Below are 25496 nucleotides of genomic sequence, written 5' to 3'. Positions count from 1 at the left end.
GATTGCCCGGTGGTAATTTCCTAGATAGGAGGTACGGGACCGCCCCGCCAGCGCGGGGTTATCACGGACCAAGCGCGATGCAAACTAGAGCCTTGAGAATCGGAACCCGCGGCAGCCTGCTGGCGCTCGCGCAAGCGCATGAGACGCGCGCGCGGCTGATGGCGGCGCACGGCCTGCCGGAAGAGGCGTTCGAGATCGTGCCGATCACCACCAGCGGCGACCGTATCCAGGACCGCTCGCTGGCGCTGGCCGGCGGCAAGGGGCTGTTCACCAAGGAGCTGGAAGAGGCGATCTATGCCGGCGACGTCGACTTCGCCGTGCATTCGTCCAAGGACATGCCGACGCAGCTGCCCGACGGGCTGGAACTGTCGGCGTTCCTGCCGCGCGAGGACCCGCGCGACGCCTTCATCGGCCGGGCTGCCGCCAGGATCGCCGAGCTGCCGGAAGGTGCCGTCGTCGGCTCGTCGTCGCTGAGGCGGCAGGCGCTGATCCGCCGCATGCGCCCCGACCTCGACGTGGTGATGTTCCGCGGCAACGTGCAGACCCGGCTGCGCAAGCTCGACGAGGGCGTGGCCCAGGGCACCATCCTGGCCAATGCCGGCCTGCGCCGGCTCGGCCTGGCGGACATCATCACCGACCTGATGCCGCTGGACATGTTTCCGCCGGCGCCGGGGCAGGGCGCGATCTGCATCGAAAGCCGCGTCGGCGACAGCCGCGTGCGCGACATGCTGGCAGCCATCGACCATAGGCCAACCGGCCAGGCCCTGGCCTGCGAACGGGCGTTTCTCGCCGCACTCGACGGTTCATGCCGGACACCGATCGCCGGATATGCAACAATCGATGGCGACATGCTGGCGTTCTCCGGGCTTATCCTGACGCCAGATGGTACGCTGTGGCACGAGGCAAAGGCCGAAGGCCGCGCGGCGGACGCCGCCGAGATCGGCCGCAAGGCCGGCGAAGACGTCAGGGCACGCGCCGGCGAGAAATTCTTCGAGGGATGGAGCTAGATGGCACGCCGTGTGCTGGTGACGAGGCCGGATCCCGGCGCCACCCGCACCGCGCGGCGCCTTGAAGCGCTCGGCTTCGAACCGGTGCTGCTGCCGCTTTCCGAGACGCAGCCGCTGCCGGTGGCGCGCGAAAGCGTGCCGACCAACGCCACCGCAGTGGCCGTGACCAGTGCCAACGCGCTCCGCCACGCCCCGAGCGGGCTGGTCGAGCGGCTCAGCCACCTGCCGTGCCACGCAGTCGGCGCCCGGACCGCAGAGGGCGCGCGCAAGGCGGGTTTTTTCTCCGTCAGCGAAGGGCCGGGCGATGCAGCAGCACTTGCCGACATGATCGCCATCGAGCTGGGCAAGGCGACGCTGGCCTATCTCTGCGGGCGCGTGCGGATGCCGGATTTCGAGCGGCGCCTCGGCGCCAACGGCATCAAGGTGGTGCCGATCGAGACCTACGACACGATCGCACTTTCACCGCCTCCTACTTACGTGCGGCAGCAACTCGGCGGCCAGCCGATCGACGCGGTGCTGATCTATTCGGCACGCTCGGCGGCAGCGTTCGGGACGCTGATGGAAACGCATGCCGAGGCGGACTACCTGATCCGGGGCGCGACGTGTTTTTGCCTGTCAGGGCGGATTGCCTCGGCGCTGGGCGACGGCTTCGACATCGAGGTCGCGCCAGATCCCAACGAGGACGCGCTGCTCGACCTTCTCGGCGCGCCGGACTGACGTTGCGTCGACCGTGCCATCACGCGGCCTTTTTTCGCTGGACGGTGGGTGTTACTGATTTTGATCTTCGACCCCGCATTCGCCGCGGGACCTGTGCCAACGAAAATCGCGGAGCCCCAAGCATGGTCAAGACGCCGAAGACGCGCCATTCGAAGACGCATCGCGAGCCGGTGATGATCGAGCTTGAGCCAGGCGCGGTGTCGCGGGTCGAGGATGCCGCCAAGGCCGAGACCGTGACGGAGGGCGAAAAGGTTTCGGCGGCGATGGGCGACGAGGCGATGGCGGCGGAGCCCGCTGCCAGCGAGGCGCAAGCGCCGGCCGACAGCGGATATGCGTCCTACGACTATGATTTCGACAACGGCCCGCAGGCGCAGCAGCCCAAGGCCGAGGCGCCGGCACAAGCCGCAGCTTCGGATGGCGGCAGTTCTTATGCCTCGAGTTCGGCGACGTCCTCGCAAGCGCCGATGCGACAGCCGACGTCAGGCCTCCTGCCGGGCCTTGCCGGCGGCCTGATCGCGCTGCTGGTCGCCGGCGGACTGCAATATGCAGGCGTGCTGGGCGCGCCGTCGTCTGGTGCCGGCGATGGCGGCGAAATGCAGGCCGAGATCGCCTCGCTGAAGTCGCAGGTGGCCGAACTTTCGGCCGCGCGCAGCAGCGGCGACGCCGGCGGACAGATCGAAAGCCTGTCGGGCGAGATCGCGCAGCTGAAGAGCGAGGTCGAAGGGCTGAAGACAGCCGGCAGCCAGGCGGGTTCGCCGGAGGCGTTGGCCGGGCTCGACCAGCGCATCAAGGATGTCGAGACGGCGGTGACGTCGCTCGGACAGGGCGGGGCGGCGGCAAGCGAGGTTGCGGCCCTGAACGAGAAGGTGGGCGCTTTGGACACAGCGCTGAAGGCCGCGGGCGAGGCTGCTTCCAGCGATGACGGCAAGATCGCGACGCTGGAGCAGTCGGTTTCCGCGCTGACCTCCAAGGTCGACGCACAGGCATCGCAGCCCAAGATCGCGCTGGCGATTGCCGCATCGGCGCTCAAGGCAGCCGTCGACCGGGGTGGCGCGTTCGGCGCCGAACTCGAGACCTTTGCCGCCATTTCGCCCGACGCGGCGGAGCTGGCGAAACTCCGGGCCCATGCCGAAAAGGGCGTGGCGACGCGGGCCAACATCGTTGCCGAAACCGACGCCGCCGCCAATGCGATGATCGCGGCGGCGAAGCCGGTTAATCCGGATGCCGGCGTGTTCGAGCGGCTGGTTTCGAGCGCGGAGCAACTGGTCAAGGTGCGGCCGATCGGCGCCGTCGAAGGCGCAGGCGCGCCGGAGACGGTGGCGCGCATGGAACTGGCGGTCACCCAGGGCGACTTCGCCAAGGCGCTGGCCGAATACGAGACGCTGCCGGACACCGCCAAGGCGGCGGGCGCCGATTTCGCCGCCACGCTCAAGGCGCGGCAGGAGGTCGAGGCGTTGGTCGACCAACTGGTCGCCAATGCGATGAAGGCGTGAGGAACACCAGATGATACGCATCCTGTTCTTCCTCGCCATCGTCTTCGCTCTCGGTCTGGGCTTCGCCTGGCTGGCCGATCGCCCGGGCGACATGGTGGTGACCTTCGGCGGCTACCAGTACCAGGTCAGCCTGATGGTGGCGGCGGTGGCGGTGACGGCCATCGTTGCGGCGGTGATGCTCTTGTGGTGGCTGACCAAGTCGCTGTGGAACAGTCCCTATGCCATCGCCCGCCATTTCCGCGCCCGCCGCCGCGACCGCGGCTACCAGGCGCTGTCGACCGGGATGATCGCGGCGGGTGCCGGCGATGCGGCGCTTGCGCGTAAGAAGAACAAGGAAGCGGCGAAGCTGATCCGCTCCGACCAGGAACCGCTGATCCAGCTGCTCGACGCGCAGGCGGCATTGCTGGAAGGCGATCATGACGGCGCGCGGCAGAAATTCGAGGCGATGCTCGACGATCCCGAGATGCGCCTGCTTGGCCTGCGCGGGCTCTATCTCGAGGCCGAGAGACTGGGCGACCGCTCGGCCGCGCGCCACTATGCCGGGCGTGCCGCGGGGCTGGCGCCGCAGCTTTCCTGGGCGGCGGATTCGACGCTGGAGGAAAAGGCCGAACGCGGCGACTGGGACGGTGCCCTGGCGCTGGTCGATGCCCAGAAGTCGACGCGGCAGATCGAGCGCGACGTCGCCAACAATCGCCGCTCGGTCCTGCTGACGGCCAAGGCGATGCAGCTGTTCGACAGCGACTTCAATGCGGCACGGACGGCAGCGCTCGAGGCCAACCGGCTGCGGCCGGAATTCGGCCCGGCGGCGATCGCCGCAGCCAAGGCGCTGTTCCGCCAGAACGACGTGCGCAAGGGTTCGAAGGCGCTGGAAGGTGCGTGGAAGGCCGAGCCGCTGCCCGATGTCGCCGAACTTTATGTCCATGGCCGACCCGGCGACGCCGTTCTCGACCGGCTGGCCCGGGCGAAGAAGCTGCAGTCGCTGCGGCAGAACCACCCGGAATCCTCACTCGCCGTGGCGCGCGCTGCGCTGGAGGCGCAGGACTATGCGCTGGCACGCGCCGAGGCCGAGGCAGCGGCGCGGATGCAGCCGCGCGAGGGCGCCTATCTGCTGCTCGCGGACATCGAGGAGGCCGAGACCGGCAACCAGGGCAAGGTGCGCCAGTGGCTGGCCAAGGCGGTGCGGGCGCCGCGCGACCCGGCATGGGTCGCCGACGGCGTCGTTTCCGAGCGCTGGGCGCCGTTCTCGCCGGTGACCGGCAGGCTCGACGCATTCGAGTGGAAGGCGCCGGAGGAACGGCTCGGCCATCTCATCGAACAGCACGACGAGGAGCCGGAGGAGCGCGTGGCGATCCCGGCGATCCGGGCCGCGCAGCCCGCCGGCGACGACATCGTAGAGGTCGAGAGCGACGTCGAGGCCATGCCGGAAAAGGAGGCCGAGCCGGCCGTGGCAAAAGTCGTTCCACCGGCGCTGGACGGCGTTGCCGGGGTCGTGGACGAGGACAAGGCAGAGCCGATCCGGCTTCCCGACGATCCCGGCGTGGACCCCGAGGTGGAACGGGACAACGCGCAGCGACGTTTCCGTTTGTTTTGATTCGAGGCCGACCCTAAGTCTAGGCTTTGCCCCAAGCAGGATTCGCCGATGTTCGAACGCATGATTTCCTTCCTGAAGGACCTGCCCGCGGCAGGCGCCAGGCACAGCGGTGAGGACGACCCGCGCGTGGCGGCGGCGGCGCTGATGTACCATGTCATGGACGCCGACGGCGACCGGCAGGACATCGAGTGGGAGCGCGTCAAGCAGTTGCTCGCCAAGAGTTACGGCGTCTCGGGCACCGAGCTCGACCGGCTGGCGAAGGCCGGCGAGCAGGCCGACAACGAGGCGATCGATCTCTACGCCTTCACCAGCGTGCTCAAGCGCAGCCTCGACGAGGATGCGCGCAAGGATTTCATCGGCATGATGTGGGAGATCGTCTATGCCGACGGCGAACTGCATGAGATGGAGGACAACACCATCTGGCGCATCGCCGAACTGATCGGGGTCGCAAGCCGCGACCGCATTGAGACCAAGCGCAAGGCGGCGCAGCAGGCGCAGCGCGCGGTCGGACCCGAAACGGACGAATAGGCGCTCGATGCCGGGCAAGGCGAGAGCGAAGATCCTGGTCGTCCTGCACCAGGAGCATTCCAGCGCCGGCCGTGTCGGTCACTTGCTGATCGAGAATGGCTTCGATCTCGATATCCGCCGGCCGCCGCTGGGCGATTCCTTGCCCGAAACACTGGAAAACCATGCCGGCGCCGTGGTCTTCGGCGGGCCGATGAGCGCCAACGACCATGACGAGTTCGTGCGCCGCGAGACCGACTGGCTGGCGGTGCCGCTCAGCGAAAACCGGCCGTTCCTCGGCATCTGCCTTGGCGCGCAGATGCTGGTCAACCATCTCGGCGGCAAGGTCGAGGGCCATGGCGATGGGCTGGTGGAGATCGGCTGGTATCCGATCAAGGCGACCGAGGAAGGCCGCAAGCTGATGCACTGGCCCGAGATGGTCTACCAGTTTCATCGCGAGGGCTTTTCGCTGCCCACCGACGCCGTGCTCCTGGCATCATCCGACACCTATCCCAACCAGGCATTCCGCTATGGCGACAATGCCTGGGGCATCCAGTTCCACGCCGAACTGACACGGGTGATGATGCAGCGCTGGGTGGTGCGCGGGGCCGAACGCTTCGTGCTGCCCGGCGCACAGCCAGGCCGCGACCATCTGGGCGGCCGGCTGATCTGGGACATGCACCTCAAGCGCTGGCTCGACGAGTTTCTCGTCACGATATTTGGCCGAGGGGGCCGGTAAGGCAGGGGGGCTTCCTGCTGCCCTTGTATCAGACGCGGCCGTCGAGGCGCCTGACCTTGCGCAACTGCGGGAAGGTCCAGGCCCAGATTCCGGCGACGGCGACGGCGCCGATGCCACCGAAGACGACGGCAGGCACGGTGCCGATCAGGGCTGCCATGGTGCCGGCGCGGAATTCGCCGAGTTCGTTGGAGGCGCCGACGAAGACGCCGTTGACGGCGTTGACGCGGCCGCGGACACGATCCGGCGTCCACAGCTGGATCAGCGTCTCGCGGATGTAGACGCTGACCATGTCAGTGGCGCCGATCAGGGCCAGGGCCGTGATCGACAGCCAGGGAATGGTCGAGACGCCGAAAATCGCCGTGGCTATGCCGAACAAGGCGACGAAGACGAACATCACCAGGCCGGCATGATCGCGGATCGGATGGCCGGCAAGCCAGACGGCGACGACGATGGCGCCGACGCCGGGGGCGGCGCGCAGCATGCCAAGGCCCCAGGGCCCGAGTTCCAGGATGTCGCGCGCGTAGACCGGCAGGAGAGCGACGGCGCCTGACAGAAGCACGGCGAACAGGTCGAGCGAGATCGCGCCGAGCACGATCTTCTCGCCCCATATGTAGCGGAAACCGGCGAACAGGGTTTCGGCGGTGGATGTGTCCGTCTCGCTGCGCTGGGTTGGTTTCGGGATGGAAAAGATCAGCGCCGCCGAGGCGAGCATGAGGACGGTGGCCGCGCCATAGGCGGCTTCGGGCGAGACGCCGTAGAGCAGGCCGCCGGCGACCGGGCCGACGATGGTGGCGGTCTGCCAGGCAGACGAATTCCAGGCAACGGCGTTGGCGAAATCCTCGGCTGGGACCAGGTTTGCGACCAGCGATGCCGATGCTGGGCCAAAAAAGGCGCGGGCGATGCCGAAGACGGCGAGCACGGCGAAGATCGGCAGCGGGCTGGCGAGGCCATGATAGGTGAGGAGCAGCAGGGCAGCGGCGCACGCAGTTTCAACAAGCGCTGCCAGCGCCATGATGAGGCGTCGGCCGAAGCGGTCGGCGACGACGCCGGTGACGAGCACCAGCAGCAAGGCCGGCGCGAACTGGATGACGCCGACGAGGCCGAGGTCGAAGGGATTTCGCGTCAGGTCGTAGACCTGCCAGCCGACGCCGACGGAGACGATCTGGGTCGAGAAGGTGGCGAGGAAACGCGCGATCCAGAAGCGCGAGAACGCACCATGACGAAAGGCAGCGAAGCGGTGTTCGGGCGCTGTTGCGGGATGGGCTGTCATCTGGTCCGGCGGGTTTCGACGCCGGATCGGATCACGCCGGCGAGGGTGCAATAGCGCAGATCACTGTCCGGCGGGCAACATTGTGCCGCTGGATCAAAACTTTTCGGCAAGCGTGCCACGAGAGGTGCCAGCGAGGTCCGGCGCTTTCGAGCCGCCGGACCGCGCCGCGCGGCCGATGCGAGGCTATCTCACAAAGACCGTAACCGAGCCGTCGGCTTCGATGCTGGCGGCGACCACCGCCGACGTGTCGATCGTTTCGCTGTCGAGTTTCGTCTTCAGGGCGCTGTTGGCCATGATCGCAGCCTGCAAGCCGGTGATGTCGGCCTGATTTTCGCTGACGGCCTTTTCCAGCGCCTCCTTGTCATTGCCCGTGGGCGACAGCTTGACGACGTTGACGGTGCCGACGGTGGTGAGGGCCTGGATGGCGGTCGCGGTGGTCCTGCTGGCCTGGATGGCCGGCAGCACCGTGCCGAGATCTGCCTTGGCGCCGGTGCTCGCCGTGGTGGACGTGTCCACGGATTGTGCCTCGCTGCTGGTGGCACCAGCGGCAAAGGCGGGCGCAGCAACGACGGTGGATGCAAGCAGGATCGCGGCGGCGAGTGAATGTCTCATCTTCTTCCTCTTCGAATTTCACCCCTTCGCGACGGTTTAACCGGTCGGCGCGGCATCGGTTCCGCTCAAATCGGCCCCGGAAAGAAATGTCGGGGCAGATGTTATGAACGGCATGTGCCGTGGCGCCTTCGTTTCCATGGTGTTGCGCCACATCGCGCGGAAGCGGGCATATTGCATTGCAACATAGTTTGAATTGTCCTGCCGGACTGCCTCGCCGATCCTGCGCGGATGTCCAGCAGCCTCATTTCCGCCTCATGAGCGCAGGCCCGTCGACGTTCCGGCCCGACATCGAAGGCTTGCGCGCCATCGCCGTGGGTGGCGTGGTGGCCTTCCATTTCGGCATGTCGAACCTGCCCGGCGGTTTCATCGGCGTCGATATCTTCTTCGTCATCTCGGGTTTCCTGATCACCAGGCACCTGATGCAGGAGATCGGCCGCAGCGGCACGGTCGACCTCTGGCGCTTCTACGGGCGTCGCGCGCGCCGGCTGCTGCCGGCATCGCTGCTGGTGATCGTGGCGACGCTCTTGGCCGGCTATTTCATCCTGGCGCCGTCCGAACAGCAGCTCTACGCCAAGGGCGCCCTGTTCGCCTCGAGCTACGTCATCAATCTCTGGCTGCTGCGGTGGTCGTTCGACTATTTCGCCGCCGATACGGCAATCAACCCGTTCCTGCATTTCTGGTCGCTTTCGGTCGAGGAGCAATTCTATCTGCTATGGCCGGCGTTCCTGCTGCTGGTGGCACGGTTCCGTCCAGGCGAAAGGGGCGTGGCCGTTTTCCTTGGCGTGGCGACGGTGGCGTCGTTTGCCGCCTGCGCCTGGATGACCACGGTGTCGCAACCCTGGGCGTTCTATTTTTCGCCATTGCGGGCCTGGGAGTTCGCCGTCGGCGGGCTGGTCTCGCTGACGGTCGCCGAACGCTGGGCGTCGGGCTTCCGCTTCGCGCCTGCCATGGGCTGGGCCGGCCTGGCGCTGATCGTCGTAACCTACCTCACTGTGTCGGAGGCCGATCCGTTCCCCGGCTTCCTTGCACTGATGCCGGTGCTCGGCACGGCAATGTTGCTGCTTTCCGGTGCGCGCCAAAGCGCAGCAGGGCCGGCGGCGCTGCTGTCGCTTGCGCCCTTCCAGTGGACCGGCAAGCTGTCCTACTCGCTCTATCTCTGGCACTGGCCGGTGATCGTGTTCGCCACCATCCTGATCCCCGACCTGTCGCTGGCCGGCAGGCTGGCGTGCCTTGCCGCAACCTTCGGCCTGTCGCTGCTGAGCTACCATTTCGTCGAGAACCCGGTGCGCCTGAGCGGCTGGCTGTCGGCCGGCTCGGTGCGCTCGCTTGGGCTTGCCGCACTGCTGACGTCATCGGGCGTGACGTTGTCCTATGGCGCAGCCCAGATCGCGGCGCGAAGCGTCGACCCGGACCAGAAGCTGATCGCGGAAAGCGCGGCGCGATCGTCGTCGGCGCGCCAGGTCGATGCCGGCTGCGTTGCCAGCCTGGAACAGACGGAACCGCGCAGCTGCAGCCTCGGGGCAGAGGAACCCCGCAAGACGATCGTGCTTTTCGGCGATTCACACGCCGACCACTGGTCGACACCGCTGGCAAAGATCGCCGAGGCGAACAACTGGCGCGTGGTCACCTATCTGAAATCCTCCTGTTCGGTCGCCGAGGTGCCGACGTGGAACGTGCGGCTGATGCGGGCCTATGAAGAATGCGATGCGTGGCGGAAATCGGCGATGAAGGAAATCGCCAAGCTGAAGCCCGACGCCGTGATCGTCGCGCAGTTCTCCTACAGCTATGTCGAAAATGATGTGAATGGCGGCCTGGAACATCTGGTCAGCCGCAATGTCTGGGGTGGCGGCTTGAGGGCATCGCTTGCAAAACTGGGCGAGACGGGCGCCGAGGTCGTGCTGCTGCGGGATGTTCCAGTCCACAAATCGTATCTCGACCGCTGCGTGGCCCGTTCATTGTGGCAGGGCCGGAGTGCCACGGTCTGCGACACACCGCGAGACCAGGCGATCGACGAGCGGATATCGGAGACCGAACAGGCCGCGACGGCCGGCCTGCGTGGGGTCCGGTATGTCGACCTCACCGAATTGTTCTGCAACGCCACCACATGCCCGGCGATGATCGGCGGCAAGCTGACCTTCCGCGATCGGCATCACATCGCCACGCCCTATGCGGCGACACTTGCGGGCTCGATGCAGCGCGCGATCTTCGGCAACCAGATTGCTGCGCACTGGCAGTGAGCCGGACCGCCGGCCATAGTCGTGGCTAGAGCTGGATGCCGCCCTGACTGAGGCCGCGGGTGATGCTGCCGGTGGTTGGCAAAAGCGGGATCAGGCAGGCCTGGAGCGCGTGGTAGATGTCGGGCTTGCCATAGAAGGGGCCGGCATTGGGCTTGAGATCGTCGTCGAGCTGGGCATGCCAGCCGCCATTGCGACGGTCGATGAAGCGCGTCGCGCAGAAGCTCCAGATACGGCGGTACCATTCCTCGTAGGCGGGGTCGCCATCGATCGCGCCGAGCACGCTGGCCGCTCCGATCGCCTCGCAGCACGGCCACCAGTAGCGATCCTTGATCCGGGCCGAGCCGTCCCATTCGAGCGTGTAGTAGAAGCCGCCCGTCGCTGCGTCCCAGCCATCCGCCGTTGCCCGGCCGAACAGGTTCCTGGCTGCATCCGGCAGCCAGTCGAGCTTGCGGCCGCCGAGCTCCCAGAGCTGCAGCAGAAGCCGCGCCCACTCCAGCGAATGGCCGGGCGTGGTGCCGTAGGGGCGGAACATCGGGTCGCCGGAATAGTCACGGTCGAGCTTCCAATCAAGGGTGAAATGTTCCGGCAGGCGCCAACCGGCAGCGGCCGAATGGCGGCGGATGATCAGATCGGCGATGCGTTCGGCCATGCGGAGGTAATTGCCGTCGCCGGTTGCCTCGAAGGCGGCCATCAGCGCCTCGGTCAGGTGCATGTTGGAGTTCTGGCCGCGATAGCTGTCGAAAGGCTTCCAGTCGCGGGTGAATTCTTCGGCGACGGCGCCATGGCCGTCTTCCCAGAATTTTTCGGACAGGACGGTCGAGATGTCGGTCAGCAGGCGGTCGGCATCGGGATGCCCGGCGACCTTGGCGCTCGAGGCTGCCAGCAGCACGAAGGCGTGGCCATAGGCCTGCTTGGTGTCGTTGGCCGGGCCGTCATAGCCGACGCCCCAGAAATAGCCGCCATTGGCGCTGTCGCGATGGCCGTTCCAGAGGAACTCCATGCCGTGGTCGATGAGCGTGCCGGCTCCCGGCCGGCCGAGCAGATGGGCGATCGAAAAGCAGTGCACCATGCGCGTGGTGACGTGGATCTGGCGGCCGGCGAACTTGCCCGGCACGGCACCGGGCGCCAGCGGGTGGCCCCGGTCGTCGAGATCGTGGAAACCGCCGAGCGGATTGAGGCTTTCGCGTTCGAAGAAGGAGAACAGCGCGTCCGCCTGCTGCAAGAGCCACAGGCGGTGGCTGGCGAGCGTGGTCCACCTGGCCGAGCCGGCGGAAATGTCCAAAGAAGCCATGGAGAGCGTTCCCTTGCGGCTGGCGGCGCCGAATTGCATGAATTCCGCGACCTAAGACGTATTGGCGGCCGCACTCAACAGGAAAACGCCATGATTGGCATGCAGCGGTGCAACGACACTGTATTTAGCCAATATGCCACGGCGGACCCACTAGTCACGGCGCTTGCCGCGCATTATGGACAAATGGCGCGCTTGACCGAGTTGGCAGCGAGATTTCGGGGATTGAATGACGAAATTGATGTCGTCCAGGGCGGACGGCCTGCCTGCGGGGGCTGTCATTGCTGCCGATCATGCGTCTGAAAAGGCGCTGGTTCGCCGGCTTGCGTCGCATTGCAATCGCTTTCGCGATCCCGACGACCGGCGCGCGGCCTTCGAACTGGCGGTGACGCTGGTGCCGTTCCTGGCGATGGGAGCGGTGCTGGTCTGGCTCGCCGCCTATGCCGAACCGCTACTCGGCGCCTGGCGCTGGCTGCTGCTGGCGCTGCTGGCGCCGGTATGCGCGGCGTTCCTGGTCCGGCTGTTTGCGATCCAGCACGATTGCGGCCACGGCTCCTTCACCAGTTCGCGCGAGGCAAACCGCGTCATCGGGCGGGTGCTGAGCGTCTTCACCTTCACGCCCTACACGCTATGGCAGAAGGCCCACGCCGTGCACCACGGCTCGTCGGGCAATCTCGACAAGCGCGGCATAGGTGACATCGATACCCGCACCGTCGCCGAATACGAGGCGATGACCACCGGCCAGCGGCTGATGTATCGCATCTATCGCAATCCGATCATCCTGATCGTGATCGGCGTGCCGATCTATTTCCTGATCATGCACCGGCTGCCCTACAACGACGCCATTCCGCGCGTCGAGGCCTGGCGCAGCGCCGGCGGGCTCAACCTTGCACTGCTGGTCGTCTATGGCGGGCTGGTGTTCGTGGCCGGCTGGGCGGTGATGCTGGCGATCCTGCCTGTCGTGGTGATGGGTGCATGGGTCGGCGGCTGGCTGTTCTACGTGCAGCATCAATTCGAAGAAACACGCTGGGATGCCGGCGAAGTCTGGGACCTGCATGTCGCCGCCTTCGGGGGCAGCTCGTGGTATGCCTTGCCCGCTGTGGCCCAGTGGATCACCGGTTCGATCGGCCTGCACCACATCCACCATCTGTGCAGCCGGGTGCCGTTCTATCGCCTGCAGGCCTGCTTCGACAGCAATGCGGAATTGCGCGACGCCAGCCAGAGCGTAAAGCTGACCTTCTGGAACAGCGTTGCCTGCGTCAATCTCGCGCTGTGGTGCGAAGACCGCCGGCGGCTCGTCACGTTCGCCGACGCGGCGCGGTAGCTTCTGCGACCAGTCATTGCGACAGGCGGAGGCGCCAGAGTTCGCCCGCCTTGCTGCGGGCGTCGGCGAAATTCGTCTTCGAATCGAGCGTCAGCAAGGCGGCGGCGGCAGTGTCCACGACGGTGCGTTCGGCGGCCTCGTCCCTGGCCTGTCCCAACCAGACCGCCCGCCAGTATTCGAAGCTGGTGAGCCCCGTCGGCAGCTCGGCTCTCGGGCGCCTGTGCGACGGGATGATCACCTCGCCCGGACTGCCATCGTCGAGGGTGTACATCGTCGTCGTGCGAAAGGGCGTCGCCTGGGCGACGTCGCGGCTGTTGCCTAGGATGCCGAGCTTCGGCCAGCCGAGCAGGGCGGCGGCATCGCGGTGCAGGTCGCGGTAGCTCGGCCGGAACGCCGCGATCAGGCTGGCCCCGGCGGTGAGCGGATTGAGCAGGTGCACGACGGCGCTGAGCGGCGAGCGCATTTCAAGCAGGTTGTAGATGCCGAGCAGGCGATGGAGCTGCGGCGACATCGCCGCGAGCGGCAGGTAGGCGATGCGGCGTTGCTGCAGGGCCTCGCTAGCTTCGGCAATGGATGCCGCAACTGATATGCCGAGGGCGCCGGCAGCCATGTCGAGCGCGTTGGGGGTCGTGCCGCCGCCGCTGTTGCCGTGCAGGAGCACGCGGTGGCCGGCGTCGGCGACAAGCCTGGCCGCCTGCAGGAACCACGGTGCCGACCTCGATCTCGGCGAGGCATAGGCCGGCCAGTCGAGGTCGGCCAGTCCGGGATGGACGGGGCAGCCGAGATGGCGCCGGCTCGCCTTGGTCAACCCGGCAAGCTCGATCGCCGTCAAGCCGCGATATTGCAGAACGACCAGAAGTGCTCCGACCTGTATCGGGTCGGCCTCGCCTTCGAGCAGCAAGGAGAAGGCGTCGTCGGCCTCATCGAGGGTCAGCGGCCGGGCACCGCCGACGCCGGCGCCTGTGGTCGCGATGTGTCTGGCCAGCCTCTGCCGCGGCGCGGCATCCTTGCCGATCGAGCGCAGCCTACGGGCAAAGTCCTCTGGCAGCGGTTCGTCCTCAAGATAGAGGCTCGGGCGCATGGCCAGCGGCGGGGCGTCGATGATGGTGGCCTGGTTCCAGCCGCTGGTCTCGGTACTTGCCTTCCCGGCTGCTTCACGTCGCGGGGCGATGAGGTCTTCGGTCTCTGCCGCCACGGCGCGCAGGCGCAGGCGCAATGTCTCGGCGAAGGGGGTCGGCGTCATGCCGCGCGCGGTCCGCACCAGGATCGGGTCGCCGTAGAGTTCGCGGATCTGCTTCAGAAGCCGGCTCATGGCCGGAGCGCCAAGGCCCATGCGCGCGGCGGCCTTGCCGACGCTGCCCTCGACCAAGAGCGCATCCAACGCCACCAGCAGGCGCAGTTGGCCGAGGCGCGGCTCCGCCACGGCGCCGCGTGCTTCCGCCGGCGGCCTGGTTTCGTGCGCGTCAGTCCTATCCATCTGTTCCTTCATCGCCTGCGAAAACCATCCGGGCACGTGCAGGCACCAGTCCAAATTGCGCTTTTCTGAATTTGGAATCGCTCTCAAACACCCGAGTTGACCGTCCCTATTCGATAAATAAGAAGACTTTTATACTCAAGTTTAGGTGATGGGGCTTTTCATGAACGTTCTCAACCCGGATACGCTCGCGGAGCGTGACACTGCGCGCTACTGGCCAGGCACGGGCTTTGGCCCGTTCGGGCGCGCGTTGCTCGCATGCACCTGCCTTTCGGGCATAGCGTTGATGGCATCCTCGGCCGCATTCGCACAGGCCGCCCAGAAAAAGGCGGGCGCGGAAAGCGATGCGCTGGTGCTGCAGCAACTGGTGGTGACGGCGTCGGGCTTCGAGCAGAACGTCAAGGACGCCCCGGCCAGCATCACCGTGGTTTCGCGCGAGGAGCTGGAGAAGGGGACGTATCGCGACCTGACAGATGCCCTGCGCGACGTGCAGGGCGTGGCGGTGACGGGACCGGCCAACGAAAAGGACATCTTCATCCGAGGCCTGTCGGGCCAGTACACGCTGATCCTCGTCGACGGCAAGCGCCAGAGCACGCGCGATGCGCGCACCAACGGCAATTCGGGCTTCGAGCAGAATTTCATGCCGCCGCTCGCGGCGATCGAGCGCATCGAGGTCGTGCGTGGGCCGATGTCCTCGCTCTACGGCTCGGATGCGATGGGCGGCGTCATCAACATCATCACCCGCAAGGTCGGGGAGACGTGGTCAGGCTCGTTCACCGCCGACGGCACCGTGCAGCAGCACAATGAGTTCGGCAATTCCGGGCAGGGCTCGTTCTACCTGAACGGACCGGTCGTCACCGACACGCTCGGCCTGCAGGTCTGGGGCAAGGGCCTGAAGCGCGACGAGGACCAGTTTCTGGGCGGCATCACCGGCGCCAAGGATGGCACTCTCGGCGGCCGGCTGACCTTCGTGCCGAACGAGAACCACGAGTTCCGCCTCGAGGGCGGCACGGCGCGGCTGAGGCGCGACGCGAATGCCGGCGAGACGCTCGCCGCCAACGGCACCTCGACCTACAACTACAACGACCGGGACCACTGGTCGCTGTCGCATGTCGGCGACTGGGGTTGGACGACGTCGGAATTCTCGATCATGCAGGAATGGGCCGAGCGTACCAATTTCAACTGGGACAGCACACGGCGCAGCTACCTCGAACAGGCGCGCTCTCCGGAGGTGCGCAACTCGGTGATCGACGGCAAGTTCACGACGCCGTTCGAGCTTTTCGGTTCGCACACGCTGGTGACCGGCGGCCAGTTCTTCGACGCGCTGCTGACCGATCAGAATCCGGGCCGCAGGACAGGCCGCGACGAGCAGTTCCAGATCGCGCAATGGGCGCTGTTTGCCGAGGACGAGTGGAAGATCAGCGATAGCTTCGCGTTGACCGGTGGCTTGCGCTTCGACCAGCACCAGGAATACGGCTCGCATTTCAGCCCGAGGCTCTACGGCGTCTGGAACCCGACCGACCATCTGACGCTGAAGGGCGGCATCTCGACGGGCTTCCGCGCGCCGGAGATACGCGCCATCGCCCCAGGCTACGCCTACACGACTGGCGGTGGCGGCTGCACCTACGGCCCGAACGGCACTTGCGGGGTGATCATTGCCGATCCGAACCTCAGGGCAGAAACCAGCACCAGCTACGAACTGGGCGCGCTGTGGGACAGCCATGACGGCATCACGCTGGGGGCGACCTATTTCTACACCGACTTCAAGGACAAGATCGCCAATTCGCTGGTGCTCGACGGTGCCGGCAATCCGGTGCGCTGGAGCGAGGATCCGAACTACCGGCTCTGGTACAACTACAATATCGACGATGCCGTCATCCAGGGCGTCGAGCTGACGGCGGGCTGGGAGGCGACCGACACGCTGACCTTGCGCGGCAGCTATACCTACACCCATTCGGAGCAGCAGACGGGCGTCTATGCCGGCTTCCCGCTGGCACGCACGCCGGCGCATCTCGCCAACATCCGTGCCGACTGGACGACGCCGGTCGACGGGCTGTCGGCATGGGCGGCGGCCAACTACCACGGCTCGGAGATCAATGCCGGGCCGCGCGTCGGCATCATCGGTACGCCGGTGATCCGCAACGGCGCAGTCGGGAGGAAGTACGACGCCTATGCCACCATCGATGTTGGGGCGACCTATGCCTTCAGCGAAAGCTTCGTCATGAACGCCGCCGTCTACAATCTGATGGACGAGAGGGTCGAGACCGCGGAACACAATGCCGTGATGGAAGGGCGACGGCTCTGGGTCAGCATGACCTCGAACTTCTAGACGACGCGAGGTTGCGGACAGGGCTGCGAGACGGCTCTGTCGTGTCTGCTTTGGCAATCGAAAGCCCGGGCGGCCGGTTCCAAAAACCAGCCTGCAAGCCCCGGTTTCGAAGGCTTCCGGCCGTGGCAAGCTTTGCCGCGGACGGACGCGACATCGGGGATCCGCAGCGGCGGATCCTACCGGAAAATCGATGCAAACGGGGATCTCGAATCTGGTCGGAGGCAGGGGCGTGGCCGTCTCCGCACACATATTGGTGAATTGAAGTTATCGCTGCACCGCACCTATTATCAATTACCGACCGGTTGTTCGGTAATTGTCGAAGCAGTGCAGGCGTGAACGTATGGCCCGTCCCAGGGTAATCGAACAGAGCGACATTCTGGATGCGGCGGAACTCGTGGTCGTGCGCGAAGGCGCCGCGCATCTGACGCTCGACGCTGTCGCCACGGCGGCCGGGATCGGCAAGGCCAGCGTCGTCTACGACTACAAATCCAAGCGCGAGCTCATCAACGCCGTCATCCGGCGGCGGGTGGAGAACGAGGAGCAGCGCGTCCAGGCGGTGACGGCTGGCCTGGGCCCCGTTGCAAGCCCGGCAATCAACGGGCTCATTGCAGCGGCTGCCGAGCGGCCCCGCGATCATGCCCGCGCCGTGGCGGTCAACCTGGTCTCGGCCCTAGCCCAGGATGCCGAAGCACGCGGCATCATCGAAGCGGTCTATACCAGGACAATCGCCTCGGTCACCGAGACTGCGGAAAACCCCCGCGGCGCCATTCTCGCATTCCTGGCGCTTGAAGGGCTCAAGCGCCTGGAGATGCACAATCTGCATCCCTGGTCGGATGCCGAACGCGCGGACATGCTGCGCGACATAGGCTGGCTGATCGACGCCGATCACCTGAAACCACCCAGAGACGCCGGCGACTGATCGCTCCCGATCAAGCCATCCCATCATCAAACCATCACTCGCCGTTCCGGCCACCGTCAACCTTTTGTGGATTTTCCCATGCGTATTCCCGCCCTGCCGCTGAAACTTGCAGCGGCCATCGGCCTGCTCGCCCTGGTCTCCGGATGCAGCGACGCCAACAGCTCGTCCGAACCGAAGCCGTCAGCCCCTCCGCCTTCGCCGGTGAGCGTGATCGAGGTGGTTCCCGAAGCGCTGCCCATCCTGAACGAGCTGCCGGGGCGCATTGCCCCGACTCGCATCGCCGAGGTGCGGGCGCGCGTCTCGGGCATCGTGCTGGAGCGCGTCTTTGAACAGGGCAGCCTGGTGAAGGAGGGCGACGTGCTCTACCGCATCGACCCGGCGCTGTTCCAGGCGCAGGTGGCAAGCGCTGAGGCGACGCTGCAACGCGCGCAGGCCGTGCAACTCCAGGCGCGCCAGCAGTCCGAGCGCCAGAGCGAACTGCGCGAGCGCAATGTCTCCAGCGGCCAGCAACTCGACAATGCCGTCGCCGCCCTTGCGCAGGCCGACGCCGACGTGGCGATCGCCACCGCGGGGCTTGCGACGGCGCAGCTCAATCTCGGCTATGCCGAAATCAAGGCACCGATCTCCGGGCGCATCGGCCGCGCCATGGTCACCGAGGGTGCGCTCGTCAGCGCCAACGGTCCCGAAAGCCTGGCGACGATCCAGCAGATCGATCCGGTCTATGCCGACTTTACCCAGTCGGCGAACGAGCTTCTCAGGCTGCGGCGCGGGCTCGAAGACGGCGCGCTGACGAATGACGAGGCAGGGGCCGCGCGCGTCGGGCTTCGTCTCGACGACGGCAGCGAATATGCCCATCCGGGCAAGCTGCTGTTCCTGGAGGCCGCGGTCGACGCGATGACCGGGCAGGTGACGCTGCGTGGCGAGTTCCCCAATCCCGAGGGCGACCTGCTGCCTGGAATGTATGTCCGGGTGCTGATCGAGCAGGGTGTTCAGCAGAACGCCATCGCCATCCCCCAGCAGGCGATCCAGCGCGATTCCGGCGGCAGCGCCCAGATCTATGTGGTGAACGACAAGAACGTGGCCGAGCGTCGCCAGGTCCGGGTCGGGCGCGTGGTCGGCGACCGCTGGGTCGTCGAAGACGGCGTCGAGGCGGGCGACAAAGTTGTCGTCGAAGGGTTCCAGAAAGTCAGGCCGGGCGCCGAGGTGGCGGCCCAGGCGTGGAAGCCGCAGGACAAGACGTCAGCAACCGGCAGCAGCGGCGCGGCAGTTCCAGCCAGCAAGCCCAAGGCCGGCTAAGGATTATCAGACATGCCTCAGTTCTTCATCGATCGACCCATCTTCGCATGGGTCGTGGCGATCTTCATCATGCTCGCCGGCGCCATCGCCATTCCGTTCCTGCCGGTTGCGCAATATCCGAACGTCGCGCCGCCACAGGTCTCGATCAATGCGACCTATGCCGGTGCTGCGCCTGAAGATATCTACCAGAGCGTCACCCGGCCGATCGAGGAAGAGCTGAACGGGGTCCCCGGTCTGCTCTATTTCGAATCGACGTCGGATTCTTCCGGCATGGTCAGCATCACCGCGACCTTTGCGCCGGGAACCGACAGCGGCCAGGCCTCGATCGACATCCAGAACGCGGTTCGCCGCGTCGAGCCGCGGCTGCCGCAAGTCGTCAAGCAGGTCGGCATCCGCATCGAGGAGGCCGGCAGCGGCTTCCTGATGATGGTGGCGCTGACCTCGACGGACGGTTCGCTCGACGTCGTCGGCCTTGGCGACTATCTGAGCCGCAACGTGCTCAGCGAAATCCGCCGCATCGACGGCGTCGGCCGGGCGCAGCTGTTTGCGACGCAGCGCGCGATGCGCATCTGGATCGACCCCGACAAGATGGTCGGCCTGAACCTGACGTCGGACGATATCACCAACGCGATCCGCTCCCAGAACGCGCAGGTCGCCGCCGGCCGCATCGGTGCCGACCCCAACCCGATCACGCAGCAGATATCGGCTACCGTCCTGGTCAAGGGCCAGCTCACCTCCGCCGAGGAGTTCGGCTCGATCGTGCTGCGCGCCAATCCCGACGGCTCTTCGGTGCGGCTGTCCGACGTGGCGCGGATCGAGGTCGGCGCCGAGAACTACAATTTCTCGACCAGGCTGAACGGCAATCCGAGCGCGGCGATTGCGGTGCAGCTGTCGCCGACAGGCAATGCGCTGGCGACATCGGAAGCGGTCCGGGCGCAGATGGAGGAGCTGTCGCGCTTCTTCCCCGACGGGCTGGAATACGCGATCCCTTACGACACCTCGCCTTTCGTGAAGGTGTCCATCGAGAAGGTGATCAGCACCCTCCTCGAGGCGATCCTGCTCGTCTTTGCGGTGATGTTCCTGTTCCTGCAGAACTTCCGCTACACGGTCATCCCGACCCTGGTCGTGCCGGTGGCGCTGCTCGGCACCTGCGCGGTGATGCTGGCGACCGGCTTCTCGATCAACGTGCTGACGATGTTTGCGATGGTGCTGGCCATCGGCATCCTGGTCGACGATGCCATCGTGGTGGTGGAAAATGTCGAGCGCATCATGGCCGAAGAGGGGCTGTCGCCACGCGAGGCGACGCGCAAGGCGATGAAGCAGATCTCCGGTGCGATCATCGGCATCACTCTGGTGCTGACGGCGGTGTTCGTGCCGATGGCGTTCTTCCCGGGAGCCGTCGGTGTCATCTACCGGCAGTTCAGCCTGACGATGGTGGTGTCGATCCTGTTCTCCGGCTTCCTGGCGCTGTCGCTGACGCCGGCGCTCTGTGCCAGCTTCCTGAAGCCGGTCGCCAAGGGGCACCATGAGAAGAAGGGTTTCTTCGGCTGGTTCAACCGCGGCTTCGACCGGACGACGCGCAGCTATACTTCCAGCGTTGGATGGATCGTCAAGCGTACGGGCCGCTTCATGGTCATCTACCTGGCGCTGCTGGTCGGCCTCGGCTGGTCCTTCATCCAGTTGCCGACGTCGTTCCTGCCCAATGAGGACCAGGGCTTCCTGATCGTCGACATCCAGGGGCCGCCGGAATCGAGCAGCAACCGCACTCGGGCGATCGCCGAGAATGTCGAGACGATCTTCATGGGCGAGGAGGCGGTCGACCGCATGGTGGTGGTCAACGGCTTCAGCTTCTCGGGCGCCGGCCAGAACGCCGGCCTAGCCTTCGTGACGCTGGACGACTGGAGCGAACGCGACGACGACAACTCGGCTGCGGCCATCGCCGGCCGGGCCAACAAGGCGCTGTTCCAGATGAAGGACGCGGTGTCCTTCGCGCTGTCGCCGCCGCCGATCCAGGGCCTCGGCACGTCCAACGGCTTCACCTTCCGGCTGCAGGACAGGTCGGGACGGGGCCAGGCGGCGCTGGCTGCCGCGCGCGACCAGCTGATGGCGGCCGCGGCGGACAGCGACGTCATCACCGGCCTGCGCGTCGAAGGCATGCCCGATGCGGCGCAGGTCAACCTGTTGATCGACCGCGAGAAGGCGAACACTTTCGGCGTCAGCTTCGCCGATATCAATTCGACGATCTCGGCCAATCTCGGCTCGGCCTATGTCAACGACTTCCCGAATGCCGGCAGGATGCAGCGCGTGACGGTGCAGTCGGATGCAGGGCGGCGCATGCAAACCGAGGACCTCATGAGCCTCAACGTGCGTAACGCCCATGGCGGTATGGTGCCGCTGTCGTCGTTCGCCAGCGTCGAATGGCAGAAGGGCGCGGCGCAGGTCGTCGGCTACAACGGCTATCCTGCGGTGCGCATCAGCGGCCAGGCGGCGCCGGGCCATTCCTCGGGTGCGGCGATCACGGAGATGGAGCGCCTGGCGGACCAGTTGCCGTCCGGCTTCGGCTATGAATGGACCGGCCAGTCGCTGCAGGAAATCCAGTCCGGCTCGCAGGCGCCGGCCCTGATCGTGCTCAGCATCCTGTTCGTGTTCCTGCTTCTGGCGGCACTCTACGAGAGCTGGTCGATCCCGGTGTCGGTGATCCTCGTCGTGCCGCTGGGCGTGCTTGGCTCGGTGCTGGCGGTGATGGTCATGGGCATGCCCAACGACGTCTATTTCAAGGTGGGCCTGATCGCCATCATCGGCCTGTCGGCCAAGAACGCGATCCTGATCATCGAGTTCGCCAAGGACCTGCGCAAGGAAGGCATGTCGCTGCTCGATGCGACGGTGGAAGCGGCCAAGCTGCGCTTCCGGCCGATCATCATGACGTCGCTGGCCTTCAGCCTTGGCGTCGTGCCGATGGCCATTGCCACCGGGGCCAGTGCCGCGAGCCAGAACGCGATCGGTACCGGCGTGCTGGGCGGCATGATCTCGGCGACCGTGCTTGCCGTGTTCTTCGTGCCGGTGTTCTTCGTCGCCGTCATGAAGCTGACGCGGCGGGGCAAGGCGGAAGCGCAGGCGGGCACAGATGCGTCCGAGGCGGAACGGGTGCCGGCGGAATGACCGGTTCCGCCAGCCGGCCGGCATCCGGACGGACAGCACTCGTGCGACGGCTCGAGCAAAAGGAGCGCCTGTTCCATGCGGCGGTTTGCGTGGCGCTGGAAAACGGCTTCGGCAAGGTCACCCTCGATGCCGTTGCCCGACAGGCCGGCATCAGCAAGGGCGGGCTGCTGCACCACTTCTCGACCAAGGGCGAGCTGATCCGGGCGATGCTAAGGCATTATGCCGACGCAGCCGATGACGGAAACATGGTGAAGGCTGGCGGAGCAGACCAAGGGGCGCCCGACGACGTCGATCCCCTGGCTGTCGCGGCCTTGGTCGCGGCGGCAGAGGATACGGCGCTGCTCGAAACGATCAACTCGCGGATCGGGATCCGGTGCACCGGGCCAGGCGGCAGCGGCCAGCGGACGACGCGACTGGCGTTGACCTGCGGCTTTGCCAACCGGCTGATGCTGCGCGAACGCTGAGGTGGGCCCGGCGGAGGCGCAAGCGCCCGCCGGGCCCGAGTTTCTAGGACAGGCCGAGCCGCTGCTTTCGGCGGGCCGCCCAGGCGGTGATCAGCTGGTCGGCGGTGAGGCCCATGAAGGCGACGCAGAGGCCGAGCACCAGCCCCTTGCCGGCATCGTTGAAGGTCAGGGCGCGGAAGATCTCCTGGCCGATGTCCTTGGTGCCGATGAAGGCAGCGATGATGACCATGAACAGCGCGAACATGATGGTCTGGTTGATGCCGAGCATGATCTCGGGGAAGGCCAGCGGCATGCGGATGTTCCACAGCAGCTGCCGCCTGGTGCAGCCCGAGGTGATGCCGGCCTCGACGATTTCGGACGGCACGTTGCGCAACCCGAAGATCGTGTAGCGGACGATCGGGATCATCGCGTAGATGATGATCGCTGAAATCGCCGCGACGTCGCCGACCTTGAACAGCATGATCACGGGGATCAGGTAGATGAAGGACGGGAAGGTCTGGAAGGTGTCGCACAGCAGCTTGACGATGGCAGTGCGGCGTTCGCTGCGCGATGCCCAGATGCCGATCGGAAGGCCGACCAGGATGCAGATCAGCACGGCGACCGTCACCATGTAGGCGGTGATCAGCGACCGCTCCCAGTAGCCGGCGAAGGCGATGAACAGCACGAAGCCGGAGACGGTGAGCGCGAGGCGCAAGCCGCCGAGCGACCAGCCTGCCGCGGCGACGAGCGCGACCATCGCCGTCCAGGGAATGCTCTGGAACAGGTCGCGCACCGGGATCAGCACGTAGAGCAGCATGGCGTTGCGGACATATTGCAGCGGGTCGTAGAAGGTGACGGTGACCCAGTCGACCAGCGCATCCCAGAGCGGTGCGGTGCTGAGGGCAAGTTCGGACGGCCAGGCCTGGGCATAGGGCGTGATCGCGGCCAGCAGGAGCGACGCCATGACGACCAGAACGGAAGCCGCGAGGAACGGAAAGCGCTGCAGGAGAGTGGCGTCCGCGGCGACATGCGACGGCTCCTTGTGGGCGGCGGCGCGGCTCAGCTGGTCGAGCGTGATCGCCATCAGAACGATGGCGACGCCGCTTTCCAGCGCCTGGCCGATCTTCAGCGCCTGGAGCCGGAACAGGAGATCGTGTCCCAGGCCGCGGGCGCCGACGAAGGATGCGATCACCACCATTGCCAGGCACTGCATGATGACCTGGTTGACGCCGACCAGGAGCGGCTGGCGAGCGGACGGGATCTCGACCATCCACAATGTCTGGAAGCGGGTACAGCCGGCCATCTTGCCGGCCTCGCGAACTTCCTCGGCAACGCCCTTCAGGCCGAGGATGGTAAGGCGCGCCATGGGCGGGATCGCGAAGATGACGGTGGCGATCGTTCCGGCCTTGTGGCCGACGCCGATGAAGACGGCGATCGGGATCAGGTAGGAGAAGTGGGGCAGCGACTGCAGCACGTTGAGCAGGGGCACGACGAGTGCCTCGAACCACGGCTTCTTGACCGCGAGGATACCGATCAGGAAACCGATGAGCCCGGCAATCGGGGCTGCGACAAGCACGACCGACAAGGTGATCATCGACAGCTCCCACTTGCCGAAGATCGCCATATAGGCGACGCATCCTGCGGAGAGCAGGCCGAGGCGCCAGTCTTTCAGATACCAGCCGAGCACGCCGGACAGGCCTGCGGTCATGACCCATGGCATTGCTGCCAGGCCGATCTTCGGAAAGCCTGAAACCAGCAGGCCCTCGACGAAGGCCAGCGGCCAGGTGATGAGTTCGGCGATGGCGCGGGTCAGGTCGCGGAACGAAAACAGCCCCAAGATGGCGTCGTCGCGCATGTGCTCGATCAGCGTGTTCGCCCAGCCGACGAACGGGACGGTCCAGCCTGCGGGAACCTTGACCGCCCAGGCGGGCAGCAGCGAGGCTGCCAGCAGCAGGATGATGAAGGGCAGCACCACGAGCAGCGGTTTCGTCAGGGACGCCAGGGGTTTTTGCGGCTCCATCTCGGTGGCGCGGGTCAGGATCGCGGCACTCATGCGTGCTGTTCCTTGCCGTAGAGCGCATCGAGCAGGCTGTCGCGGCTGAGGGTGCCGACAAGGGCGCCGCCGTCGTCGACGACGTCGACCGGGCGTTCCGACGACAGCACCTGGCGGGCGACGCTCGCCAGAAGCGCCTCGACCTGGACGGCTGCCGCATCCGGCTTGCGGGCGGATGCCGGCGCCATGACGGCGCCCACCGAGAGCAAGCGGTCGTGAGAAACGTTGCGGGTGAATTCGGCGACGTAGGGCGTGGCCGGGGAGGTGACCAGTTCTTCCGCGGTGCCAAGCTGTTCGACGACGCCATCCTTCATGATGGCGATGCGGTCGGCGACACGGATCGCCTCGTCGAAATCGTGGGTGATGAAGACGATGGTCTTGTTGAGCATCTTCTGCAGGCGCAGGAACTCGTCCTGCATCTCGCGGCGGATGAGCGGGTCGAGTGCCGAGAAGGGCTCGTCGAGGAACCAGACGTCGGGACCGACGGCGAGCGAACGGGCGATGCCAACACGCTGCTGCTGGCCGCCGGAGAGCTCACGCGGATAGTAGGACTCGCGGCCTTTCAGACCGACCAGTTCGATCACTTCACGGGCGCGGGCCTCGCGCTTCTGGCGGTCGGTGCCGCGGACCTGGAGCGGGAAGGCGACATTGTCGAGCACGGTGCGGTGCGGCAGCAGGGCGAAGTGCTGGAAGACCATGCCCATCTTGTGGCGCCTGATCTCGATCAGCTCGCGCTCGCTGGCGGCAAGGATGTCGCGACCCTCGAACATGACCTCGCCGGAGGTCGGCTCGACCAGGCGTGCGAGGCAGCGCAGAAGTGTCGACTTGCCCGAGCCCGACAGGCCCATGACGACAAGGATTTCGCCCGGCATGACCTCGAACGAGACGTTGCGGACGGCGGGAACGTAGCCTTCGGCCCTGATGGTTTCGATCGAGGGGTTGCCGGCGTGGCGTTTCAGGAAGCCGGCAGGGTCGGCGCCGTAGAGCTTCCAGAGATTGCGGCATGCGATTTTTGCTTCGGTCATGTCGAGTTTGCCTCTC

At 66.2% G+C, this 25496-nt stretch carries 19 protein-coding genes; 13 read left to right on the top strand and 6 right to left on the bottom strand.

The features are described 5' to 3' along the window. The first annotated feature begins 77 nt into the window (after positions 1–77). The 6 genes from hemC (at position 78) to ASC75_RS12225 (ending at position 6051) form a co-directional block, all read left to right on the top strand. Positions 78–1007, top strand: a complete 930-nt coding sequence (gene hemC / locus ASC75_RS12250; protein WP_055975165.1) for a hydroxymethylbilane synthase — start codon at positions 78–80, stop codon at positions 1005–1007. Further along, positions 1008–1724 (top strand): uroporphyrinogen-III synthase, encoded by a 717-nt coding sequence (locus tag ASC75_RS12245; protein WP_055975163.1) that lies wholly within the window; start codon positions 1008–1010, stop codon positions 1722–1724. A gap of 122 nt (positions 1725–1846) precedes the next feature. Beyond that, positions 1847–3217, top strand: coding sequence for a hypothetical protein (locus ASC75_RS12240; RefSeq protein ID WP_055975160.1), 1371 nt, complete (start codon positions 1847–1849; stop codon positions 3215–3217). A 10-nt stretch (positions 3218–3227) separates the two neighbouring features. Further along, positions 3228–4808, top strand: coding sequence for a heme biosynthesis protein HemY (locus ASC75_RS12235; RefSeq protein ID WP_055975156.1), 1581 nt, complete (start codon positions 3228–3230; stop codon positions 4806–4808). Positions 4809–4856: 48 nt separating this feature from the next. Beyond that, positions 4857–5336, top strand: coding sequence for a TerB family tellurite resistance protein (locus ASC75_RS12230; protein WP_055975152.1), 480 nt, complete (start codon positions 4857–4859; stop codon positions 5334–5336). A gap of 7 nt (positions 5337–5343) precedes the next feature. Then, positions 5344–6051, top strand: coding sequence for a glutamine amidotransferase (locus ASC75_RS12225; protein ID WP_055975149.1), 708 nt, complete (start codon positions 5344–5346; stop codon positions 6049–6051). 28 nt (positions 6052–6079) lie between these two features. Here the strand turns inward: ASC75_RS12225 and ASC75_RS12220 are convergent, their stop codons facing one another. Both ASC75_RS12220 and ASC75_RS12215 read right to left on the bottom strand, forming a co-directional pair. After that, the gene (locus tag ASC75_RS12220; protein ID WP_055975146.1) at positions 6080–7321 is read right to left on the bottom strand and encodes an MFS transporter; all 1242 of its coding nucleotides are present in this window, start codon (positions 7319–7321) and stop codon (positions 6080–6082) included. Between the two features lie 183 nt (positions 7322–7504). Further along, entirely contained in the window at positions 7505–7933 is a 429-nt protein-coding gene (locus ASC75_RS12215) for a hypothetical protein (protein WP_055975144.1), read from the bottom strand. A 254-nt stretch (positions 7934–8187) separates the two neighbouring features. Here ASC75_RS12215 and ASC75_RS12210 point away from each other — a divergent pair, with 254 nt between their 5' ends. Next, on the top strand, positions 8188–10170 hold the full coding sequence (locus ASC75_RS12210) for an acyltransferase family protein (protein ID WP_055975139.1): 1983 nt from the start codon (positions 8188–8190) through the stop codon (positions 10168–10170). 25 nt (positions 10171–10195) lie between these two features. On the opposite strand, the gene ASC75_RS12205 is transcribed toward ASC75_RS12210, so the two are convergent. Beyond that, on the bottom strand, positions 10196–11461 hold the full coding sequence (locus tag ASC75_RS12205; protein WP_055975499.1) for an AGE family epimerase/isomerase: 1266 nt from the start codon (positions 11459–11461) through the stop codon (positions 10196–10198). A gap of 226 nt (positions 11462–11687) precedes the next feature. On the opposite strand from ASC75_RS12205, the gene ASC75_RS12200 reads away from it, so the two are divergent. Beyond that, positions 11688–12782 (top strand): fatty acid desaturase, encoded by a 1095-nt coding sequence (locus ASC75_RS12200; protein WP_055975137.1) that lies wholly within the window; start codon positions 11688–11690, stop codon positions 12780–12782. Positions 12783–12795: 13 nt separating this feature from the next. Here the strand turns inward: ASC75_RS12200 and ASC75_RS12195 are convergent, their stop codons facing one another. Continuing rightward, positions 12796–14259, bottom strand: a complete 1464-nt coding sequence (locus ASC75_RS12195; RefSeq protein ID WP_156381215.1) for a glycosyl transferase family protein — start codon at positions 14257–14259, stop codon at positions 12796–12798. Positions 14260–14542: 283 nt separating this feature from the next. Here ASC75_RS12195 and ASC75_RS12190 point away from each other — a divergent pair, with 283 nt between their 5' ends. The 5 genes from ASC75_RS12190 (at position 14543) to ASC75_RS12170 (ending at position 22423) form a co-directional block, all read left to right on the top strand. Beyond that, positions 14543–16585: a TonB-dependent receptor gene (locus tag ASC75_RS12190; RefSeq protein WP_082496546.1), complete on the top strand. Its 2043-nt coding sequence runs from the start codon at positions 14543–14545 to the stop codon at positions 16583–16585. Between the two features lie 340 nt (positions 16586–16925). Beyond that, positions 16926–17504, top strand: coding sequence for a TetR/AcrR family transcriptional regulator (locus ASC75_RS12185; protein ID WP_055975134.1), 579 nt, complete (start codon positions 16926–16928; stop codon positions 17502–17504). Between the two features lie 78 nt (positions 17505–17582). Then, a complete protein-coding gene (locus tag ASC75_RS12180) occupies positions 17583–18800 on the top strand; it encodes an efflux RND transporter periplasmic adaptor subunit (protein WP_055975131.1) in 1218 nt (405 codons plus the stop codon). Between the two features lie 12 nt (positions 18801–18812). Continuing rightward, on the top strand, positions 18813–21959 hold the full coding sequence (locus ASC75_RS12175) for an efflux RND transporter permease subunit (RefSeq protein WP_055975128.1): 3147 nt from the start codon (positions 18813–18815) through the stop codon (positions 21957–21959). Further along, the gene (locus ASC75_RS12170) at positions 21956–22423 is read left to right on the top strand and encodes a helix-turn-helix domain-containing protein (RefSeq protein ID WP_082496533.1); all 468 of its coding nucleotides are present in this window, start codon (positions 21956–21958) and stop codon (positions 22421–22423) included. Before ASC75_RS12175 ends, ASC75_RS12170 begins: the two co-directional genes overlap by 4 nt. A gap of 43 nt (positions 22424–22466) precedes the next feature. On the opposite strand, the gene ASC75_RS12165 is transcribed toward ASC75_RS12170, so the two are convergent. Further along, on the bottom strand, positions 22467–24455 hold the full coding sequence (locus ASC75_RS12165; RefSeq protein ID WP_055975121.1) for an ABC transporter permease subunit: 1989 nt from the start codon (positions 24453–24455) through the stop codon (positions 22467–22469). Next, complete coding sequence (locus ASC75_RS12160) at positions 24452–25480, bottom strand: betaine/proline/choline family ABC transporter ATP-binding protein (RefSeq protein WP_055975118.1); 1029 nt, start codon at positions 25478–25480, stop codon at positions 24452–24454. Before ASC75_RS12160 ends, ASC75_RS12165 begins: the two co-directional genes overlap by 4 nt. Positions 25481–25496 lie beyond the last annotated feature (16 nt).

It is taken from the genome of Aminobacter sp. DSM 101952, from assembly GCF_001424795.1.
Taxonomy (GTDB): domain Bacteria; phylum Pseudomonadota; class Alphaproteobacteria; order Rhizobiales; family Rhizobiaceae; genus Aminobacter; species Aminobacter aganoensis.
The sequence above is the reverse complement of the archived record's forward strand: the minus strand, read 5'-3'. Positions and strand labels throughout refer to the sequence as shown.

Excerpts from the sequence above, each read along its gene's own strand:
- ASC75_RS12200 (WP_055975137.1), top strand. The coding sequence starts at position 11,688 with ATGACGAAATTGATGTCGTCCAGGGCGGACGGCCTGCCTGCGGGGGCT.
- ASC75_RS12180 (WP_055975131.1), top strand. The coding sequence starts at position 17,583 with ATGCGTATTCCCGCCCTGCCGCTGAAACTTGCAGCGGCCATCGGCCTG.
- ASC75_RS12215 (WP_055975144.1), bottom strand. The coding sequence starts at position 7,933 with ATGAGACATTCACTCGCCGCCGCGATCCTGCTTGCATCCACCGTCGTT.
- ASC75_RS12220 (WP_055975146.1), bottom strand. The coding sequence starts at position 7,321 with ATGACAGCCCATCCCGCAACAGCGCCCGAACACCGCTTCGCTGCCTTT.
- ASC75_RS12225 (WP_055975149.1), top strand. The coding sequence starts at position 5,344 with ATGCCGGGCAAGGCGAGAGCGAAGATCCTGGTCGTCCTGCACCAGGAG.
- ASC75_RS12210 (WP_055975139.1), top strand. The coding sequence starts at position 8,188 with ATGAGCGCAGGCCCGTCGACGTTCCGGCCCGACATCGAAGGCTTGCGC.
- ASC75_RS12240 (WP_055975160.1), top strand. The coding sequence starts at position 1,847 with ATGGTCAAGACGCCGAAGACGCGCCATTCGAAGACGCATCGCGAGCCG.
- ASC75_RS12205 (WP_055975499.1), bottom strand. The coding sequence starts at position 11,461 with ATGGCTTCTTTGGACATTTCCGCCGGCTCGGCCAGGTGGACCACGCTC.
- ASC75_RS12170 (WP_082496533.1), top strand. The coding sequence starts at position 21,956 with ATGACCGGTTCCGCCAGCCGGCCGGCATCCGGACGGACAGCACTCGTG.
- ASC75_RS12160 (WP_055975118.1), bottom strand. The coding sequence starts at position 25,480 with ATGACCGAAGCAAAAATCGCATGCCGCAATCTCTGGAAGCTCTACGGC.
- ASC75_RS12245 (WP_055975163.1), top strand. The coding sequence starts at position 1,008 with ATGGCACGCCGTGTGCTGGTGACGAGGCCGGATCCCGGCGCCACCCGC.
- ASC75_RS12185 (WP_055975134.1), top strand. The coding sequence starts at position 16,926 with ATGGCCCGTCCCAGGGTAATCGAACAGAGCGACATTCTGGATGCGGCG.
- ASC75_RS12175 (WP_055975128.1), top strand. The coding sequence starts at position 18,813 with ATGCCTCAGTTCTTCATCGATCGACCCATCTTCGCATGGGTCGTGGCG.
- ASC75_RS12235 (WP_055975156.1), top strand. The coding sequence starts at position 3,228 with ATGATACGCATCCTGTTCTTCCTCGCCATCGTCTTCGCTCTCGGTCTG.
- hemC (WP_055975165.1), top strand. The coding sequence starts at position 78 with ATGCAAACTAGAGCCTTGAGAATCGGAACCCGCGGCAGCCTGCTGGCG.
- ASC75_RS12230 (WP_055975152.1), top strand. The coding sequence starts at position 4,857 with ATGTTCGAACGCATGATTTCCTTCCTGAAGGACCTGCCCGCGGCAGGC.
- ASC75_RS12165 (WP_055975121.1), bottom strand. The coding sequence starts at position 24,455 with ATGAGTGCCGCGATCCTGACCCGCGCCACCGAGATGGAGCCGCAAAAA.
- ASC75_RS12190 (WP_082496546.1), top strand. The coding sequence starts at position 14,543 with ATGGCATCCTCGGCCGCATTCGCACAGGCCGCCCAGAAAAAGGCGGGC.
- ASC75_RS12195 (WP_156381215.1), bottom strand. The coding sequence starts at position 14,259 with ATGGATAGGACTGACGCGCACGAAACCAGGCCGCCGGCGGAAGCACGC.